The sequence below is a fragment of the Novosphingobium sp. RL4 genome (assembly GCF_035658495.1).
Lineage (GTDB): Bacteria > Pseudomonadota > Alphaproteobacteria > Sphingomonadales > Sphingomonadaceae > Novosphingobium.
This window is the reverse complement of record NZ_CP141944.1, coordinates 2206150-2223057: the sequence shown is the minus strand read 5'-3', so window position 1 is coordinate 2223057 and position 16908 is coordinate 2206150. Positions and strand designations below refer to the sequence as shown.

The following is a 16908-nucleotide window of genomic DNA, read 5'->3' as shown; positions in this document are numbered from 1 at the left end:
TCAGATCATCTCGGTGAGTGAGGCGTAATAGCTCTCGAAGCCGCGCCGCTTCTTGAGCACCGTTTCCAGGTATTCGCCCAGCACCGCCCTGTCCTGCACCGGGTCCTTCACCACGGCGCCGATCATGTTGGCCGCCAGCGTTTCCGGCGTCAGCCTGCCGTCGTTGAAGAAGGTCGCCTGACTGATCCCGCCGACCATCACGCCGATGGCCTCTGCCGTGGAGAGCCCGCCCGACGGCGATTTGAGCGCGACCTTGCCGTCCTCCGTCGATCCGGAGCGCAGTTCGCGGAAGATCGAAACGACCCGCGCCACTTCCTCGGCAACGTTCCGGGGGGCGGGCAGATCGAGGCTCTGCGCCATTTCGCCCACGCGCTTGACGATGATCGCCACTTCCTCGTCCGCACTGTCCGGCAGCGGCAGGACCACGACGTTGAATCGCCGCTTCAGCGCGGAAGACAGCTCGTTCACGCCCTTGTCCCGGTTGTTGGCCGTGGCAATGATATTGAACCCCCGCTGCGCATAGACGGCGCTGTTGAGTTCGGGGATCGGCATCATCTTTTCCGAGAGCACGGTGATGAGCGTGTCCTGCACGTCGCTGCCCATGCGGGTCAGTTCCTCCAGACGGCAGAGCTTGCCCGCTTCCATGGCCCGCATCATCGGCGTGGGTACCAGGGCTTCGCGGCTCGGCCCGTGCGCGAGCAACTGGGCGTAGTTCCAGCCATAGCGCACCTGGTTCTCGTCCGTCCCGGCAGTGCACTGGATCACCATCGTGGAATCGCCGGTGATCGCGGCGGCGAGATGTTCCGAGACCCAGCTCTTGGCCGTACCCGGCACACCCAGCAGCAGCAGCGCACGGTCGGTGGCGAGCGTGGCCACGGCCGTCTCGATCAGCCGCCGGTTGCCGACGTACTTGGGGGTGATGACGGTTCCGTCCGCCGTGGTTCCCCCCATGAGGTAAGTGACCACGCGCTGCGGGGATAGTGCCCAGCCGGGAGGGCGACGATCGCTGTCGCCCGCCGCCAGTGCGGCGAGTTCGCCGGCATGGATGGTCTCCGCCGGGAGACGCAGAATCTCGCTCATGGTATCGCTCCTCTATCGTCCAGTGCGGCGTTCAATCTCAGCATGTCGAGACGCGGATCGGATGCGAGCATCCCCGCCGCCGCCAGATGTTCCAGTGCCTGCGCGGCTGCCGCGCGCGAGGCCACAAGGCCCAGCGCGAGCAGTTCGGCCGCGTGATCGCCGGGCCGCGCGCCATCCTCGCCGAGCTTTTTCCGCAAGGCGGCGCCGGCAGGCGTGGCGATGACATTCTCCATGCTGCCATCGCCGCCCATGATGCCGAGCGCCTGCGCGAAGCTGGCGCCCGCACCGCGCAGCGCCTGCATCGCGGCGGCGCGGCGCTGCCCGGGCGCGAGACGCGGGACCAGCGGGCCGAACCGGAACGGATCAAGGGCATCGCTGCCCGTAAGCGCCTCGGCAAGCAGCGCGACGATGCTATCGGAAGCAGAGCGCGCAGCCATCTCCGCCAGGGCACGGTCGGCCATGGCATCGCCGTTCCACGGCCAGGCAGCGATCAACCGTTCCGGTTCAAGGTCCAGAGCCTGAGCGAAAGCGGCGAAGGAGAGCGCCTCCATCAAGGTGTTTCGGCGATTGCGCTGGGCGGGCGTCTTGAGCGCTTGCGGCACGACAACGCGCCCACGCCGGAGCAGGCCCCTGGCCTGCACGGAAAAGAAACCGGCAAGCTCCGCCGCATCCTCGCCGCCCCGGACCCCATGGCCGAGCCGCGCCAGCAGCGAAGCGGCAAGAGCCTTGACGCGGGGCGCTCGATCCCCGCCCAGCCCTTCGAGAAACGGGATATCGGCCTCCGACAGGCCGCAGTCGAGCAGTTCCAGCAGCCTCACACGCAGGTCTGCGGTTTCGCCGCCGATCTTCGCGGACAGCAGGGCCACCGCGCGCTCCGGCTCTTTCCCTCGCAGCACGGCGAATGCCGCCCGCCGCACGGCGGGCTGCCACAGGCTCCAGTTCTCGGCCGTCAGGCCCTCGCCGTCCGCTTCCGCCCGATGGGACGATGTAGCCCGCTCCGCCGAGGCGGCCCAGTCCTGCCACGGTGCGTAGATGTCCGGCACATCGTCATTCGCGCCGGGCAGCCAGTCTCCGGGATGGAGCGTCCAGCCGCGAGAGTTCAGGAATGCAAGAAAGGCCCGGAGATAGCCCGGCTCGCGAACCTGCTGCAGCAGGCGGCGTGCGCGTGGACGCAGGTTCTCCGCAAGCGGCGGGTCCGTCAGCCGGGGCAGATCGGCCAGCATGCGGACTTCACCTGTCGGTTCGGCAAGCGTGAGCACGCCGAGAAACTGGCCGGACAGCGCCAGCAGCCGCAGTTCCGCCTCCTGCGCTTCATCTCCCATCGGTCCGCGCCACGCGGCAGGAGCAGCGTCAACCGCGCTGCCGCCCATCGTCCAGCGCGTCAGCACCGACCCCAGTGCGCCGGGAATCCCGTCAACCATGGCCGATGCGCCCCCACGGCGTGTGCGCGGCGAGCAGTTCGATCCGCCCGCCCGACCAGAGCACGGCGGCCTGCGTCAGCTCGGTTCCGGCGATGACCCCGCTGACCTCGCCGGCCAGCGGAAGCGCCGCGCCCCCGTCGCTCGGCTGCCACCATGGCAGGTCGGCACTGTCGAAACCGATGCGCCCCCGGCCAAGCAAGATCGGCCGCTCGATCGCCCAGGGTTCCTCCAGGAAGGGCGCCGTCAACACGTCTTCCAGCGCCGCCGAGGTCACCGGCCATCGGAGGGGCGGGTCATCGGTGGGCGCAGTGCCCCGCTGCACCAGCACGGCGCGCAAGGGATGACGCGCCGGATAGAACGCCAGTTCGCCCTCGAACTGTTCGCCCGGCGTGAAAACCGATCCGCGGCGCCCGGTGCCGGCGGGGAAGAAATCGAGCAGCATCGCAAAGCGCGGTCCGCTCTCGCCAAGGTTCAACAGCCAGCCGGTTTGGGACACCAGCCCGTCGCGCCGCGTGCGCACACGCTCGCCCAGCACTTCCCAGGTGGAAGAGACGCGAAGGGCCGCGCCGTCCGCCAGCAGCGCCTCGCGGGCTTCGGCGGCGGCAACGGCGCGGCGGATCTCGGGATCGGTGGGCGAGGCGCGGTAGGCGCGGTAGGCGCGGGACAGCATGACGAGCCGCGCCAGCTCCACCGTGGCTCCGCGAATGCGGTCTCCCGCCGGCAAGGCAAGGACACGGGCCGGAAGTTCATCGACATGACCGGCAAGTGCCGCTGCCTTGCCGTCTACAAGGCGGGCGCCGATGCGGCGGCACCGCGAGGTCGCATCCTCGATGAAACCGCCGAGGCCGAGGCGAAGCTGGTCGCTCACCCATTGCTCCAGCGCGCCGAGTGCATCGAGGATCGCCTGGTGCGTATCCTCGGCGCGTTTCGCCGAAGCGGCCTCGCGCCGGGCCGCTGCCTTGGGGTCTTCAGCCGCCGCAGGTTCCGCGCGGCGCGCCGCCGCAAGATCCTTTTCCGCAGCGGGCGCGCTTTCGGCAGGCGGGCGGGCGGAAGTGCCGGAAGGCCGGCGACGTCCCAGCCAGTCGCTCACCCAATCCGGCGTTTCGCCGCCGGGGAAAGGAACCACTGCCTCTGCCCGGAGCCAGAGCAGCGCGAGCACATGCTTGCAGGGAAACTTGCGCGAGGGACAGGTACATTTGTTCCCGAGATCGCGCAGATCGGCCATGACGCGGTAGGGATTGGCGCCCGAGCCCGCGCACTCGCCCCAGATCAGGGCTGCATCGTGACTGGCGCCCACGCCCGACCATTTTCCCGGCCGGGCCAGCCCGGCGGCCGCCTTGAGCGATGCCTGGTCGGCGGCGAGCTTTTCCACCGCCTGCAACTCGATCGCCACGCTACCCCCGAATCTACCCCATCAGGATGATAGGCCGCGGCGATGAAACCTCAACGACATTGATAGGGAACGGTAAAAGGCAATGCCCGGCCCCGGCCCGACCCCATCAGGCCAAGCCGGGGGCACGGCTGTTTCAGTCCGCCTTCCTGGCCTTGTGCTCAGCGAGGAGCTTGTCGAGTTCGTCGATCCGGAGCCGCTCGGGCGTGCCCTTGGCAAGGCCCTTCAGGCGGCATTCGGCCCACAGGCTCCGGCGCTCGGATTCGAGGGCCTTGAGGTAGAGATCTGCCATTGTTTCATTTCCTCTTTCGGGGATTTTTCGGACCCGACCGGCGTCCCGCCGTCCTGGCGGTGCCTTCGGTGTCCTCGATGATGAGCTTGCGCCAGCGTTCAAGCCGTTCGGGCGTCAGCGATCCCTGCCGCAGCGCGGCCTGCACCGCACATCCCGGCTCCGAACCGTGGCTGCAATTGGTAAAGCGGCATTCCAGCGTGAGGGCGACGATATCGTCGAACACTTCGGCAATGCCGAAAGCGGCATCAGGCAACTGGAACTCCCGCATGCCGGGAGTGTCCACCAGGCAGCCGCCCTTGATCGGGCCGTCCAGCCGGTGCAACTGCCGCACGGTGGTGGTGTGCCGGCCCTTGCCGTCGATCTCGCGGATGGACTGGGTGGCGATGCTCTTCGACCCGCGCAGGGTATTGACCATGGTGGACTTGCCCACGCCCGACGATCCGAGCAAGGCAACGGTCTTGCCCTTGCCGCAGTACGGCGCGAGGTTCGACACGCTCTGCGGATCGCGGCCGTTGACCATCTCGACCTCCAGCCCCGGCTGCAAGGCGCGCGCGGCTTCGAGGAAGCGTTCCGGATCTTCCGCAAGATCGATCTTCGTCAGCACGATCACCGGCTTCACGCCCACGTCCCGCGCAAGCACGAGATAGCGTTCGAGGCGCGCGATATTGAAATCCTGGTTGCACGACGTGACGATGAACAGCGTATCGACATTGGCTGCAATGAGCTGAATCCGCCGCTGGTCCAGCGGAGCCTTGCGCTTGAACAGGTTCATCCGTTCAAGCAGGCGCAGCGGCTCTCGCGTTTCGCGGTTTACCATCAGCCAGTCGCCAACGGTGGGGCGATCCTCCGGCCCCTTCGAATGCGGAAGAGTGGAAGAGATCATTCCTTCCTGGCCGACCCCCGCGATCTCGATCATGCCCCGGTGCACCGCCATCACCCGCACGACGCACGCTTCGCCCTGTTCTTCACCGGGGACAAGCTGGCTGCTGAAGAAGGCATTCCAGCCGAGGTCTTCGAGAATGGCGTCAGAGGCTTCCATGAACTCGGCAGGGACTTTCTTTGATCCGGGTCCAGGTTTTCGTCCTGGCCCGGGCAATGCCGGCGCGGCATCGTGGAACCGCGGGAGCGGCTTTGCAGGTCGCATACAGATTGTTGCGCCGTGGGAACACCATTACCTTTGCGGCGCCTGTCCGGCCGGTACGGCGGGAGGGCCATTCCTGCACGAAGCAACAGTCCGTGACAGAAAGCGCATGTCTTGATAATGGGCGATTCCACTGATGTCGCCCTTTGAAGGATAATGGCTGGGTGCGACGTGCACCTCACCTGTCCTCAAGACGCTGCAAGCAGGGCCTGCGCCGCGTTGGACCAGGCCCGTCAACAAAAGATCAGGGACGATGTCCATGATCGTCCGGAACCATCCCGTTCTTCAACACCTCCAAGGATGATGATCCCATCACATCCGCAGCCGGTGGCGACGACGCAATTAGGTAGAATACAATGGCAGCATACAAGGAGCCGGGCGTGGCAGCCCGGCAGAACGCCGCGGCTGAGGCGCGGGCCAAGGCGCTCGCAGCGCTGAAGGCGAAGGCTCCGATCGATCCGGCCGTCCAGGCGGAACGCGTGGCGAAGGCTGAAGCGCGCGAGCTGGCCCTTGCGGAAAAGCGCAAGGCGGCCAAGGAAAAGCGCGAGCGTGACCTTGCAGCCAAGGCGGAACAGGCCGCAGCAGCCGCGCCCAAGCCCGAGCCTACCGAGGAAGAGCGCAAGGCGGCGCGTGACGCCCGCTACGCCGCGCGCAAGGCACGCGGGAAGTAATTCTGCACCCTCACCCCCAGTCCGCAATCGTCCATTCCGCGACCGATGCCGGGATCAGGAGTTGAACGCTCCTGTTTCCGACCTTCTGCCCGGCGACGAGCTCATCGATATAGCGCACGTTCCGAACGGCGACCGTTTACGGCTCGTGCGCAACGGTGACGATTTTGTCATTCTGCTCGACAAGCACGAGCTCATGAGTACCGATCTCTTTTCGTCGGAAGAGGCACTTGCCACGATGACCTGCGAGCGGCTCGGCACCCGTGCCGACCTGCAGATGCTCATCGGCGGCTATGGCATGGGCTTCACCTTGCGCGCCGCCCTCGAAACCCTGGCGTCCGACGCTCAGGTCATCGTGGCGGAGATCGTGCCCGAGATCATAAAATGGGCGCGCGGACCGATGCGGGCCTTCACGGCCGGCTGCCTGGACGACGCCCGGGTCCAGCTCGTGCAGGACGACGTCGCGATACTGATAAATGCGGCGGATAGCGCCTATGACGCGATCCTGCTCGATGTCGACAACGGTCCCGAAGGGCTCACCCGCCGGGTGAACGACTGGCTCTATTCGCGAATGGGCCTCAGGGCCGCCATGACGGCGCTGAAGCCACAAGGTATCCTGGCGATCTGGTCGGCAACGCCGGACGCCGAGTTTTCGGCGCTGCTCGCCGCGATGGGTTTCGAAGTGACGGTCGTCTCCGTCGAAGCCTGCATCGGCGAAGCGCCCGGCCAGGAGGCACCCGGCGACGAACCGCTGGAGCACGTCATCCTGTTTGCGCAGAAGCCGTGATCAGTCCGGCCGCAGGCCGGGCGAAAGCCTGATCGAACAGACCGTTTGCAAAAGGGGCGGGAGGCGAATCTTTCATATTCGCCTCCCGCCCCTTTTCGCTGCGGTCCTGGGATCTTCAGGCCGCCGCTGGCTGGGGCCGGTTGGCGATCAGGTTGTCGACCACCGAAGGATCGGCGAGCGTCGAGGTATCGCCGAGGTTCGAAAAGTCGTTCTCGCCGATCTTGCGCAGGATGCGGCGCATGATCTTGCCCGAACGCGTCTTGGGCAGGCCCGGCGCGAACTGGATCACGTCAGGCGTGGCGATCGGCCCGATTTCATGGCGGACCCACTTGATGAGTTCGCGGCGCAGGGCCTCGTCCGGCTCGACTTCGGCATTGCAGGTGACGAAGGCGTAGATCCCCTGCCCCTTGATCTCGTGCGGCATGCCCACCACCGCCGCCTCGGCCACCGCCGGATGCGCGACCAGCGCCGATTCGATCTCGGCGGTGCCCATCCGGTGGCCCGATACGTTGATGACGTCGTCGATCCGCCCGGTGATCCAGAAGTACCCGTCCTCGTCCCGGCGGCAGCCGTCGCCGGTGAAGTAGGTGCCGGGGAAAGTGCTGAAATAGGTCTGGAAGAAACGCTCGTGATCGCCCCAGACCGTGCGCATCTGGCCGGGCCAGCTATCCGCGATGACCAGGCAGCCGTCGGCCGCTCCTTCCAGGACGGTGCCGTCGTTGTCCAGCAGCACGGGCTTCACGCCGAAGAACGGCTTGCTGGCCGAACCCGGCTTGAGCGCGGTGGCGCCGGGCAGCGGGGTTATCATGGCCCCGCCCGTCTCGGTCTGCCACCAGGTGTCGACGATCGGGCAGCGGCCCTCGCCCACGACCTCGTGATACCAGGACCAGGCTTCGGGATTGATCGGCTCGCCCACCGAACCGAGCAGGCGCAGGCTCTTGCGGCTGGTCTTCTTCACGAATTCGTCCCCCTCGCGCATCAGCGCGCGCAGGGCCGTGGGAGCACCGTAGAATATCTCGACCCCGAACTTGTCGACCACCTGCCAGAACCGGCTGGCGTCGGGGAAGTTGGGAACGCCTTCGAACATCACCGTGGTCGCGCCGTTCATCAGCGGCCCGTAGACGACATAGGAATGCCCCGTGACCCAGCCGATGTCGGCCGCGCACCAGTAGATCTGGCCGGGTCGGTAATCGAAGACGTATTCATGCGTCATCGAAGCCCAGACGGCGTAACCGCCGGTGGTATGGAGCACACCCTTGGGCTTGCCGGTGGAGCCGGAGGTATAGAGGATGAACAGCGGGTCTTCGGCGCCCATCTCCTCTGGCGGGCAATCGGCGGACTGCCCGGCCGCGGCGGAAGCCCAGTCGATGTCGCGCCCTTCGACCATCGGCACTTCGGCGCCGGTATGCGCCAGCACGATGACGCTGTCGACACCGGGACACGCCTTCAGCGCCTCATCGACATTGGCCTTGAGCGCAACCTTCTTGCCCCCGCGCAGCCCTTCGTCGCTGGTGAGAACGATGCGGCTGTCACAATCCTGGATGCGCCCCGCCAGCGCATCCGGAGAGAAGCCGGCAAAGACGATCGAGTGGATCGCACCGATGCGCGCACAGGCCAGCATGGCGACGGCTGCCTCCGGCACCATCGGCAGATAGATGGTGACGCGCTCGCCCTTCTTGACGCCGCGTGCCTTGAGCAGGTTGGCGAAACGGCAAACGGATTCGTGAAGCTCGCCGTATGTGATGCGGCGCTCGGGATTCTTCGGATCGTCCGGCTCCCAGAGGATCGCTATGTCGTTCTCTCGTGCCTCTAGGTGTCGATCAAGGCAGTTCGCCGAGAGATTGAGCGTGCCGTCCGGGAACCATGAAATGCCGAAGTCCGCCTCGTTGAAGCTGGTCTGCTTCACCACCTCGAAAGGCTTGATCCAGTCCACCCGCTGCGCTTCTTCCCGCCAGAAACCCTCGGGATCCTCGATGGAACGGGCGTACATCTGCTGATAGCGCGCCTCATCGATCAGGGCGTTCTCGGCCCATTCGGCGGGCACTGGATAGATGGCCTCGGCCATGACTTCCTACTCCTCTCGCCAGGCACTGCCCGGCAAACGACTTTCTAGGCCAGCTTCGCGAGCGGCCGGTTCCTCCCTACATTAACCGATGAATCGCCAAGCGCTACCTGTCTTGCAACGACTTGTCCCACTAGCGGGACATAACCGACAGGTCGTGTTAGCCTTGGCCGCAGGCGACGGCGTTCGATGATCCCGATCAATGCCGGATCATGGTACAAGCGCCTAAGGAACCGACACAATTCCAGTGGAGTTCGACCCATGTCCCTCAATGACGCCATCACGCTGCCAACCCGTTCCGGGATCGTGCTCGACGTCCGCCCGGCCACCCAGAACGATGCCGAGGCTCTGGCGGAATTCTTCGAACGGGTAACCGATGACGACCGGCGGTTCCGCTTCTTCGCCGCCGCCGACAGGGTCAGCCCGCAGCAGATCGCACCCATCGTCAAAGCGGACCATTACCGTACCGAATCGTGGCTGGGATTCTCTGAAGACGGCGGGATCATCGCCTCGGGCGTGCTCGCCTTCGACGACAACAGCGATTCCGCCGAAGTAGCGATTTCAGTGCGAGCGGATCACAAGGGCAAGGGCGTCGGCTGGGCCATGCTCGACTTCCTCGGCAAACAGGCCGATGCCCGCGGCTGCAAGCGCATCATCGCCATCGAAAGCCGCGAAAACAGCGCTGCCATCGAGGTGGAACGTGACAAGGGTTTCATCCCCGAACCCTTCATCGGCGATCCCACTCTGGTCATACTCTCCAAGAACTTCGGCTGAGCGCGATCCTCCGCTACCGAACCAAAGAGAAAGGGCGGGCCCGCAAGGACCCGCCCTTCTCATTTTCGTCCGGAGACGCGATCCTTAGAAGTGGATAGCGCGACCGTAAGCCGAGAGCGTCGCCTCGTGCATCATTTCCGACAGTGTCGGGTGCGGGAACACGGTCTGGATCAGTTCGGCCTCGGTGGTTTCGAGGGTCTTGCCGACCACGTAGCCCTGGATCAACTCGGTAACTTCCGCGCCGATCATGTGAGCCCCCAGCAATTCGCCGGTCTTGGCGTCGAACACGGTCTTGATGAAGCCTTCCGGCTCGCCGAGAGCGATCGCCTTGCCGTTACCGACGAACGGGAAGTTGCCGACCTTCAGCTCGTAGCCCGCTTCCTTGGCCTTGGCCTCGGTCATGCCGACCGACGCCACCTGCGGGTGGCAGTAGGTGCAACCCGGGATGTTGTTACGATCGAGCGGGTGCGGGTGAACGTCCTTGTTGCCCAGTTCCTGAGCAATGGTTTCGGCAGTGGTGACACCTTCGTGGCTGGCCTTGTGTGCCAGCCAGGGGCCTTCCACACAGTCGCCAATGGCCCACACGCCCTTGACGTTGGTGCGGCCGTAGGGATCGACCTTGATGTGGAAGCGCTTGTCGGGTTCGATACCGAGATCTTCCAGCCCGATGTTCTCGACATTGGGGACAATGCCGATCGCGACGATGACATGGCTGAACTCGACCGTTTCGGTCTTGCCCTTCTTGTCGGTCAACGCAACCTTCACGCCGTCCTTGCCGACCGCGATATCGCCGGTCTTGGCGCCCGTCATGATCTTGAGGCCCTGCTTGGTCAGCGCCTTCTCGAGGAAGGTGGAGACGTCGGCGTCCTCAACAGGAACGATACGGTCCATCATCTCGACGACGGTCGTATCGACACCCATGTCGTTGTAGAAGCTGGCGAATTCGATACCGATCGCGCCCGAACCGATGACCAGGAGCTTCTTCGGCATTTCCTTCGGCGTCATCGCGTGGCGATAGGTCCACACGCGCTCTCCGTCGGCCTTGGGCTTGGGAAGGTCACGCGCGCGGGCACCCGTGGCGATGATGATGTGCTTGGCGGCCAGTTCGGTCGCCTTGCCGTCGGCATCGGTGACGGAGAGCTTGCCCGGAGCCACGAGCTTGCCGTTGCCGAAGTGCACGGCAATCTTGTTCTTCTTCATCAGGTGCGTAACGCCCTGATTGAGCTTGTCGGCTACCCCGCGCGAGCGCTTGACCACCGCGTCGAGGTCGGCGGTGATGTTGTCCGCCGCCAGGCCGTAATCCTTGGCGTGCTTCATCTGGTGGAACACCTCGGCCGAGCGCAGCAGCGCCTTGGTCGGGATGCAACCCCAGTTGAGGCAGATGCCGCCGAGGCGTTCGCGCTCGACGATGGCGGTCTTCAGTCCGAGTTGCGCACAGCGGATCGCCGAAACGTAGCCGCCGGGGCCGGAACCGAGGACGATGACGTCGTAAGTATCAGCCACTGAGTTATTTCTCCTGATCGATGACGCGCGGTTTGCCGAATTCGTTCACCGCGACGAAGGTGAACACCGCCTGTGTCACCTTCACTTCTTCCTCTTCATGCCGGTGCCGACGCCATGCCTCGATGGCGATGGTCAGCGAAGTACGGCCCACGCGCTGAATTTCGCCGTAGACCGAAACCTCGTCGCCAACCTTGACCGGCAGGTGGAACTGCATGCCGTCCATCGCCACCGTCACCGCGCGTCCGCGCGAGCGACGGGCGGCGACGAGGCCGGCACCCATGTCCATCTGGCTCATCAGCCAGCCGCCGAAGATGTCTCCATAGGCGTTGGCGTCAGCCGGCATGGCCGTGACCCGGATCACCGGATCGCGTGGATGCTCGCTCACGTCAGGCGACCATCCCGAGCGGGGTCTCGACGTATTCGCGGAACGCGGCCATCAGGCGCGCACCATCGGCGCCGTCCACCGCGCGGTGGTCGAAGCTGCCGGTTGCGCTCATGACGGTCGCCACGCCGAGCGTGCCGTCGGGCATGACCCACGGGCGCTTGTCACCCGCGCCGATCGCCAGGATGGTCGACTGCGGCGGGTTGATGACGGCCGAGAACTGCTTGATGCCCATCATGCCCATGTTCGAGATCGAGGCGGTGCCGCCCTGATACTCGCCGGGAGCAAGCTTGCCTTCGCGGGCACGCGTGCCAAGATCCTTCATGTCCTTGGCGATCTGCGAGAAGGACTTGCCGCTCGCATCGGTGACGATCGGGGTGATGAGCCCGCCGGGGATCGAGACTGCGACAGAGATGTCGGCTCGGGCGTAAGTGATCAGTTCGTTGCCGGCGAAGGTCACGTTGCACTCCGGCACGTCGATCAGCGCGCGGCCAAGTGCCTTGACCAGCATGTCGTTGACCGAGACCTTCACGCCCTGCTTTTCGAGCATGGCGTTCAGTTCGGCGCGCAGCGCCATAAGCTTGTCGAGGCGGACATCGACCGAAAGGTAGATGTGCGGCGCTTCCTGCTTGGACTGGGTAAGGCGCTTGGCGATCGTCTTGCGCATTCCCGAAAGCTTGGTGACCGCGTGCGGAACCCGATCGTCGAGCAGCGCACGGGTTTCCGGTGCCATGTCGACGGGAGGAGCCTTGGCTTCGGCGGCGGCGGGCGCGGCGGCAGCAGGCGCCGGAGCGGCGGCCGCAGGCTTGGCCGAACCGGGCTGCGCGCTTTCGACGTCTGCCTTGACGATGCGGCCGTTCGGGCCGGAACCCTTCACGGTGGCAAGGTCTACGCCCTTGTCGGCAGCGATACGCTTGGCAAGCGGCGAAGCGGCAACGCGGCCGTCCTTGGCAGCAGGCACAGAGGCGACCGGGGCAGGCGCGGCGGCAGCCGGAGCCGGAGCGGCATCGGCTGCCTTGGGGGCCTCGGTCTTGGCGGCGGCAGGTGCGGCGGAAACGGCACTGACGTCTTCACCTTCACCGGCGAGGACGGCGATCACGGTTCCAACCTTCACGCCTTCGGTACCTTCGGCGATCATGATCTTGCCGATGGTGCCTTCGTCGACGGCTTCGAACTCCATCGTGGCCTTATCGGTTTCGATTTCGGCCATGATATCGCCGGAGCTGACGGTGTCGCCTTCCTTAACCAGCCATTTTGCCAGTTTTCCCTCTTCCATCGTGGGGGACAGGGCGGGCATCTTGATCTCGATGGGCATGGAAGCTTGTGTGTCCCTTGTTTTCCTGGGGAGGTGTGCGGGGTCCGCCTTTCCTTGGACAAGTTGAGCCGCGCGCACAAGCGCCTTCGCACGCCTTTTTTCGCATTCGTGATGGCTTGCACCGTGACCTGAATAGCCCGATAACCCGTGTTCAAGAGGGAACACTATGCGCATCTACCTGGTCATCGTCGACGAAACGGAAGAAGCGCTGGTGGCGCTGCAATTCGCGGCGCGCCGCGCCGCGAAGACCGATGGTGCACTGCATCTGCTGGCCCTCGTGCCGCCCCAGCCGTTCAATGCCTTCGGGGGGGTTCAGGCTACCATCGAGGAAGAGGCCCGCGCCCGTGCGGAAACGCTGGTGACGGCCGCCGCCGGCAACCTTTTATCACAAGGCGCTAAGATGCCGGTAATCTCGGTCCGCATGGGCGAGGACATCAAGATCGTGCGGCAGTACCTGAAAGAGCACGCCGAGGTCTCGGCACTCGTGCTCGGCGCCGCCCGGGAAGGCGGGCCGGGCCCACTCGTTGCGCACTTCACCGGCGCCGGACTGGGGCAGATGCCCTGCCCCGTTTTCGTGATTCCCGGCACCCTCGATGCCGAAGCGATCGAGCGCCTGAGCTAGGATCGCAAAAGCGGCGTTCGTCCCGAAGCGAATTCGGGACGAAACGACCGACTACTTCCTGCGCCCCTGATGGCGAATGTTGCCGGGCCGCCCGCGCTTGCCGACGAAGTGCTTGCCCTTCTTCTTCAATTCCTGGGGCTTGCCGCGCGGCTCGATACGGCCGCCACCCTCTTCCAGCTCGAACTTGAGCGCACCGGTAAGCGGATTGGCCTCGGCCAGGCGCAGCCGCAGGATCTGGCCCATTGCATAAGTGGTGCCCGTGCTTTCGCCTTCGAGAATCTGTGCCTTCTCGTCATAAGAGAAGCGTTCCGCGCCCAGAGTCGAAACCGGCACCAGACCATCGCCACCAAGGCCGATGATCGTGGCGAAGAACCCGAACTTCTGAACTCCGGTGATGCGCGTGTCGAACACATCACCGACACGGGCGGAAAGCCATGCCGCAACGTATCGGTCGATCGTCTCGCGCTCGGCCTCCATGGCGCGGCGCTCGGCGGCGCTGATGGCCTCGCTGACGCGGCCGAGATCGTCACGGTCGCGCTCGGACAAGCCGGAGGTCGCGGGAATCTTGCCCTTGGGCGCCGGTTGCTCCAGTCCATAGGCATCGACCAGCGCGCGGTGGACCAGAAGGTCGGCATAGCGACGGATCGGCGACGTGAAATGGGCGTAAGAACCGAGCGCGAGGCCGAAGTGACCTTCGTTGCGCGGCCCGTAATAGGCCTGTGTCTGGCTGCGCAGCACCGCTTCCATGATGAGCGCCTTCTCGCTCTCATCCGCGATGTCCTTGAGCATGCGGTTGAACAGGCCCGGCGTGATGACCTGCCCAAGCGAAAGCTTGCGCCCGAAGGTGGCAAGATAGTCTTTCAGCGCCATGAGCTTTTCACGGCTGGGCACTTCATGGACACGGTAGACCACCGGCGCAACCTTGGCTTCAAGGGCCTTGGCTGCTGCAACGTTGGCGGAGATCATGAAATCCTCGACCACGCGGTGCGCGTCGAGACGCTCGCGCAGGGCGATCTCGGCAATGCGGCCCTGATCGTCCAGCTTTACCCTGCGCTCGGGCAGTTCAAGTTCGAGCGGATCGCGGTCGCTGCGCGCCTGGGCGAGCACCTTCCAGCAAGCCCACAGATCCTGAAGGTGCGATTCGGCACGGCCTTCATCAATGCTTGCCTGGGCCTCCTCGTAAGCGATCACTTCATGGATGCGGACGAGCGCGCGTGTGAACCGCCAACCAACGACCTTCCCCTGTGCATCGATCTTGAGGTGGCACGCCATGGCCGCGCGGTCCTCTCCCGAGCGCAGCGAACACACGTCGGCACTGAGCACTTCGGGCAGCATCGGCACGACGCGGTCGGGGAAATAGACCGAATTGCCACGCCGCCGCGCCTCGCGGTCAATCTCACCACCCGGCCGCACATAGAAAGAGACATCGGCGATGGCGATGAGTGCATCGAATCCGCCCTCGCCGTCCGGCTTGGCCCAGATCGCATCGTCATGGTCGCGGGCGTCCGAAGGATCAATGGCGACTATCGGCAGATGCCGCAGGTCTTCGCGCTTCTCGGCGCTGAGCGGCATCTTCGCCGCGGCCTCGGCTTCCTCGATGGTCTCTTCGTTGAAGCGGTTCGGGATACCGTGCTTGTGAATGGCGATAAGGCTGAACGCTTTGGGCGCCAGTGGCTCGCCCAGGATTTCCGTGACCTTCACCGATGGACGCGCGGATCGCCCGATCGGTTCGGCCAGAACCAACTCGCCCTTTTCGGCGCCGCCAAGGTCGGAAATCGGGGCAGAACTGCGGACACGCTTGTCAACAGGTGCCAACCATGGCTTGCCCGCACCGTCGATCTCGACGACCCCGAGAAGCTGCTCGGATCGCAGGGTGAGCTTCTTCATCGGCCAGGCGCGCCACCCGGTGGGAGTTTCCTCGGTGCGCGAAAGTACGCGATCGCCCTTCTTGAGCGCTGAACCACGCCCCTTCTCCACCAGGCGAATGCGCGGTGGCGGCGTTGCATCGTCCGGTGTCCAGGTGTCGGGAATGGCGATCGCCTCGCCTTCCTCGATCTGGACCACGCGAAGAACAGTGACCTTGGGCATACCGCCCATCCGATGAAATGCTGTGCGCTTGCCGTCGATCAGGCCTTCCTCGGCCATGTCCTTCAGCAGCGACTTGAGCTGAATTTTCTCCTGCCCTTTCAAGCCGAATTCACGCGCAATTTCGCGTTTGCCGACGGGGTCGGACGAATTCTGAATGAGATCGAGGATTTGCTGGCGTGTCGGCAGGCCAGGCTCGGGCCGGTTCTTGGGAGGCATGACAGCGCCATGCGCCCGTTCAGGGCTTATTGCAATGGCGCCGCATCATTGCGGCGCCGTCATCACGGGTGCTGTTCGGGAATTTCACCCTCGATTGTTGCGGCATGGGCTGTTGCCGGCGTTGGCAGCGCCTTGTCTGCCGAATTGGCCTTCAGGAACAGTTGCCAGGAGGAAACGGCGAGAACGCAGGCCAGAAGAGGCTGCAGAATCCTGTCCGGCGCATGGGACGAGAGGTAGCTTCCAAGAATGACCCCGGGGATCGATCCCAGCAGCAATACCGCCAGAAGTCCGAAGTCCACATCACCGATAAACCAGTGCCCCACGCCGGCGATAAGAGCCAGCGGCACGGCATGGGCAATATCGGAGCCGACGATGCGGGCGACGGGCAGCTTGGGATAGAGCATGAGCAGCACAGTCATGCCGATCGCGCCCGCTCCTACCGACGAAATCGATACCGCAACGCCGATTGCCGCTCCGAGCAGCACCGTCCCTCCCACGACCCGAGAGCGGGGCTGGTCCGGATTAATGTCATGCGCGAACTTGAGCAGCCATTTCCGACAGACAACCGCCACCGCCGTCAGGCCGAGGAGGACCGCCAGCGAGATCATGATGAGATGTTCGGTGGAATTGCCGATCTTGCCGAAGTACGACAGGAAACCGAGAGTTACGATGGCTGCCGGCACGCTGCCGCAAGCCATGCGGCGCACGATCGTCCAGTCGACAGTGTTGCGCTTGCCGTGAACCGCGGAACCGGCGATCTTGGTCACCGCGGCGAACAACAGGTCGGTGCCTACCGCTGTCTGCGGGCTTACGCCGAACAAAAGCACCAGCAGCGGCGTCATGAGCGAGCCTCCGCCAACCCCGGTCAGCCCCACCAAAATACCCACCAGCATACCGGCCAAGGCATGCAACAGGTCGAAATGTTGTGTCAGGCCCATGATCGCTTACCGTTTCCCTTGGATAACGGCGCCGTCCAGATATTCCCACGCTTTGGCAAGCGATAATGGCAAGTTGTTGCGATATATCCCGGGTTGTGCCCCGGCCTTGCGATTGTCATCCAGATCCCCTTCAGCCCGAATTTCCCGCATCACTGCTGCATAACAAGCCTATCCGCGAGCTGCGAACCGAGAATGCACCATCCTCGGTCAGCACACTCCCGATTGCAGG

15 protein-coding genes are annotated in these 16908 nt (G+C 64.8%); 4 read left to right on the top strand and 11 right to left on the bottom strand.

Annotated elements, in window-relative coordinates; all coding sequences use genetic code 11:
- The 5 genes from U9J33_RS10785 to rsgA form a co-directional block, all read right to left on the bottom strand.
- The gene (locus tag U9J33_RS10785) at positions 1-1080 is read right to left on the bottom strand and encodes an AAA family ATPase (RefSeq protein ID WP_324695124.1); all 1080 of its coding nucleotides are present in this window, start codon (positions 1078-1080) and stop codon (positions 1-3) included.
- A complete protein-coding gene (locus U9J33_RS10780; protein ID WP_324695123.1) occupies positions 1077-2501 on the bottom strand; it encodes a DUF5691 domain-containing protein in 1425 nt (474 codons plus the stop codon). Before U9J33_RS10780 ends, U9J33_RS10785 begins: the two co-directional genes overlap by 4 nt.
- A complete protein-coding gene (locus tag U9J33_RS10775; RefSeq protein WP_324695121.1) occupies positions 2494-3894 on the bottom strand; it encodes an SWIM zinc finger family protein in 1401 nt (466 codons plus the stop codon). The genes U9J33_RS10780 and U9J33_RS10775 overlap by 8 nt, the downstream gene beginning before the upstream one ends.
- Before the next feature lie 133 nt (positions 3895-4027).
- On the bottom strand, positions 4028-4183 hold the full coding sequence (locus U9J33_RS10770; protein ID WP_165913197.1) for a hypothetical protein: 156 nt from the start codon (positions 4181-4183) through the stop codon (positions 4028-4030).
- A 4-nt stretch (positions 4184-4187) separates the two neighbouring features.
- Positions 4188-5222 carry a ribosome small subunit-dependent GTPase A gene (gene rsgA / locus U9J33_RS10765; protein ID WP_185997408.1) on the bottom strand — a complete coding sequence of 345 codons (1035 nt, stop codon included), beginning with the start codon at positions 5220-5222 and terminating at the stop codon, positions 4188-4190.
- A gap of 458 nt (positions 5223-5680) precedes the next feature.
- On the opposite strand from rsgA, the gene U9J33_RS10760 reads away from it, so the two are divergent.
- Together U9J33_RS10760 and U9J33_RS10755 are read left to right on the top strand one after the other, a co-directional pair.
- Complete coding sequence (locus tag U9J33_RS10760) at positions 5681-5995, top strand: DUF6481 family protein (RefSeq protein WP_054438941.1); 315 nt, start codon at positions 5681-5683, stop codon at positions 5993-5995.
- Between the two features lie 61 nt (positions 5996-6056).
- Positions 6057-6779 carry a spermidine synthase gene (locus U9J33_RS10755; RefSeq protein ID WP_420719839.1) on the top strand — a complete coding sequence of 241 codons (723 nt, stop codon included), beginning with the start codon at positions 6057-6059 and terminating at the stop codon, positions 6777-6779.
- 115 nt (positions 6780-6894) lie between these two features.
- Here the strand turns inward: U9J33_RS10755 and acs are convergent, their stop codons facing one another.
- Entirely contained in the window at positions 6895-8844 is a 1950-nt protein-coding gene (gene acs / locus U9J33_RS10750) for an acetate--CoA ligase (RefSeq protein ID WP_324695118.1), read from the bottom strand.
- A gap of 258 nt (positions 8845-9102) precedes the next feature.
- Here acs and U9J33_RS10745 point away from each other — a divergent pair, with 258 nt between their 5' ends.
- Positions 9103-9615, top strand: coding sequence for a GNAT family N-acetyltransferase (locus tag U9J33_RS10745; protein ID WP_054438939.1), 513 nt, complete (start codon positions 9103-9105; stop codon positions 9613-9615).
- A gap of 84 nt (positions 9616-9699) precedes the next feature.
- Here U9J33_RS10745 and lpdA read toward each other — a convergent pair whose 3' ends face one another.
- From lpdA to U9J33_RS10730, 3 genes are read right to left on the bottom strand one after another with little or no spacing between them, the layout of a single operon-like run.
- The gene (gene lpdA, locus U9J33_RS10740) at positions 9700-11118 is read right to left on the bottom strand and encodes a dihydrolipoyl dehydrogenase (protein WP_324695116.1); all 1419 of its coding nucleotides are present in this window, start codon (positions 11116-11118) and stop codon (positions 9700-9702) included.
- A 4-nt stretch (positions 11119-11122) separates the two neighbouring features.
- Positions 11123-11461, bottom strand: a complete 339-nt coding sequence (locus U9J33_RS10735) for an acyl-CoA thioesterase (protein ID WP_054438984.1) — start codon at positions 11459-11461, stop codon at positions 11123-11125.
- A 43-nt stretch (positions 11462-11504) separates the two neighbouring features.
- Positions 11505-12815, bottom strand: coding sequence for a pyruvate dehydrogenase complex dihydrolipoamide acetyltransferase (locus tag U9J33_RS10730; protein ID WP_324695114.1), 1311 nt, complete (start codon positions 12813-12815; stop codon positions 11505-11507).
- Between the two features lie 166 nt (positions 12816-12981).
- Between U9J33_RS10730 and U9J33_RS10725 the strand changes: the two genes are divergently transcribed.
- Complete coding sequence (locus tag U9J33_RS10725; protein ID WP_132468799.1) at positions 12982-13437, top strand: universal stress protein; 456 nt, start codon at positions 12982-12984, stop codon at positions 13435-13437.
- A gap of 51 nt (positions 13438-13488) precedes the next feature.
- On the opposite strand, the gene rnr is transcribed toward U9J33_RS10725, so the two are convergent.
- Both rnr and U9J33_RS10715 read right to left on the bottom strand, forming a co-directional pair.
- Positions 13489-15741, bottom strand: coding sequence for a ribonuclease R (gene rnr / locus U9J33_RS10720; RefSeq protein WP_324695110.1), 2253 nt, complete (start codon positions 15739-15741; stop codon positions 13489-13491).
- Between the two features lie 62 nt (positions 15742-15803).
- Positions 15804-16679, bottom strand: coding sequence for a sulfite exporter TauE/SafE family protein (locus U9J33_RS10715; protein WP_054438935.1), 876 nt, complete (start codon positions 16677-16679; stop codon positions 15804-15806).
- Positions 16680-16908: the final 229 nt, after the last annotated feature.

Coding starts and splice junctions, on each gene's coding strand:
- U9J33_RS10785 (WP_324695124.1), bottom strand. CDS start 1,080: ATGAGCGAGATTCTGCGTCTCCCGGCGGAGACCATCCATGCCGGCGAA.
- U9J33_RS10780 (WP_324695123.1), bottom strand. CDS start 2,501: ATGGTTGACGGGATTCCCGGCGCACTGGGGTCGGTGCTGACGCGCTGG.
- U9J33_RS10770 (WP_165913197.1), bottom strand. CDS start 4,183: ATGGCAGATCTCTACCTCAAGGCCCTCGAATCCGAGCGCCGGAGCCTG.
- rsgA (WP_185997408.1), bottom strand. CDS start 5,222: ATGGAAGCCTCTGACGCCATTCTCGAAGACCTCGGCTGGAATGCCTTC.
- U9J33_RS10760 (WP_054438941.1), top strand. CDS start 5,681: ATGGCAGCATACAAGGAGCCGGGCGTGGCAGCCCGGCAGAACGCCGCG.
- acs (WP_324695118.1), bottom strand. CDS start 8,844: ATGGCCGAGGCCATCTATCCAGTGCCCGCCGAATGGGCCGAGAACGCC.
- U9J33_RS10745 (WP_054438939.1), top strand. CDS start 9,103: ATGTCCCTCAATGACGCCATCACGCTGCCAACCCGTTCCGGGATCGTG.
- U9J33_RS10735 (WP_054438984.1), bottom strand. CDS start 11,461: ATGCCGGCTGACGCCAACGCCTATGGAGACATCTTCGGCGGCTGGCTG.
- U9J33_RS10730 (WP_324695114.1), bottom strand. CDS start 12,815: ATGCCCATCGAGATCAAGATGCCCGCCCTGTCCCCCACGATGGAAGAG.
- U9J33_RS10725 (WP_132468799.1), top strand. CDS start 12,982: ATGCGCATCTACCTGGTCATCGTCGACGAAACGGAAGAAGCGCTGGTG.
- rnr (WP_324695110.1), bottom strand. CDS start 15,741: ATGCCTCCCAAGAACCGGCCCGAGCCTGGCCTGCCGACACGCCAGCAA.
- U9J33_RS10715 (WP_054438935.1), bottom strand. CDS start 16,679: ATGGGCCTGACACAACATTTCGACCTGTTGCATGCCTTGGCCGGTATG.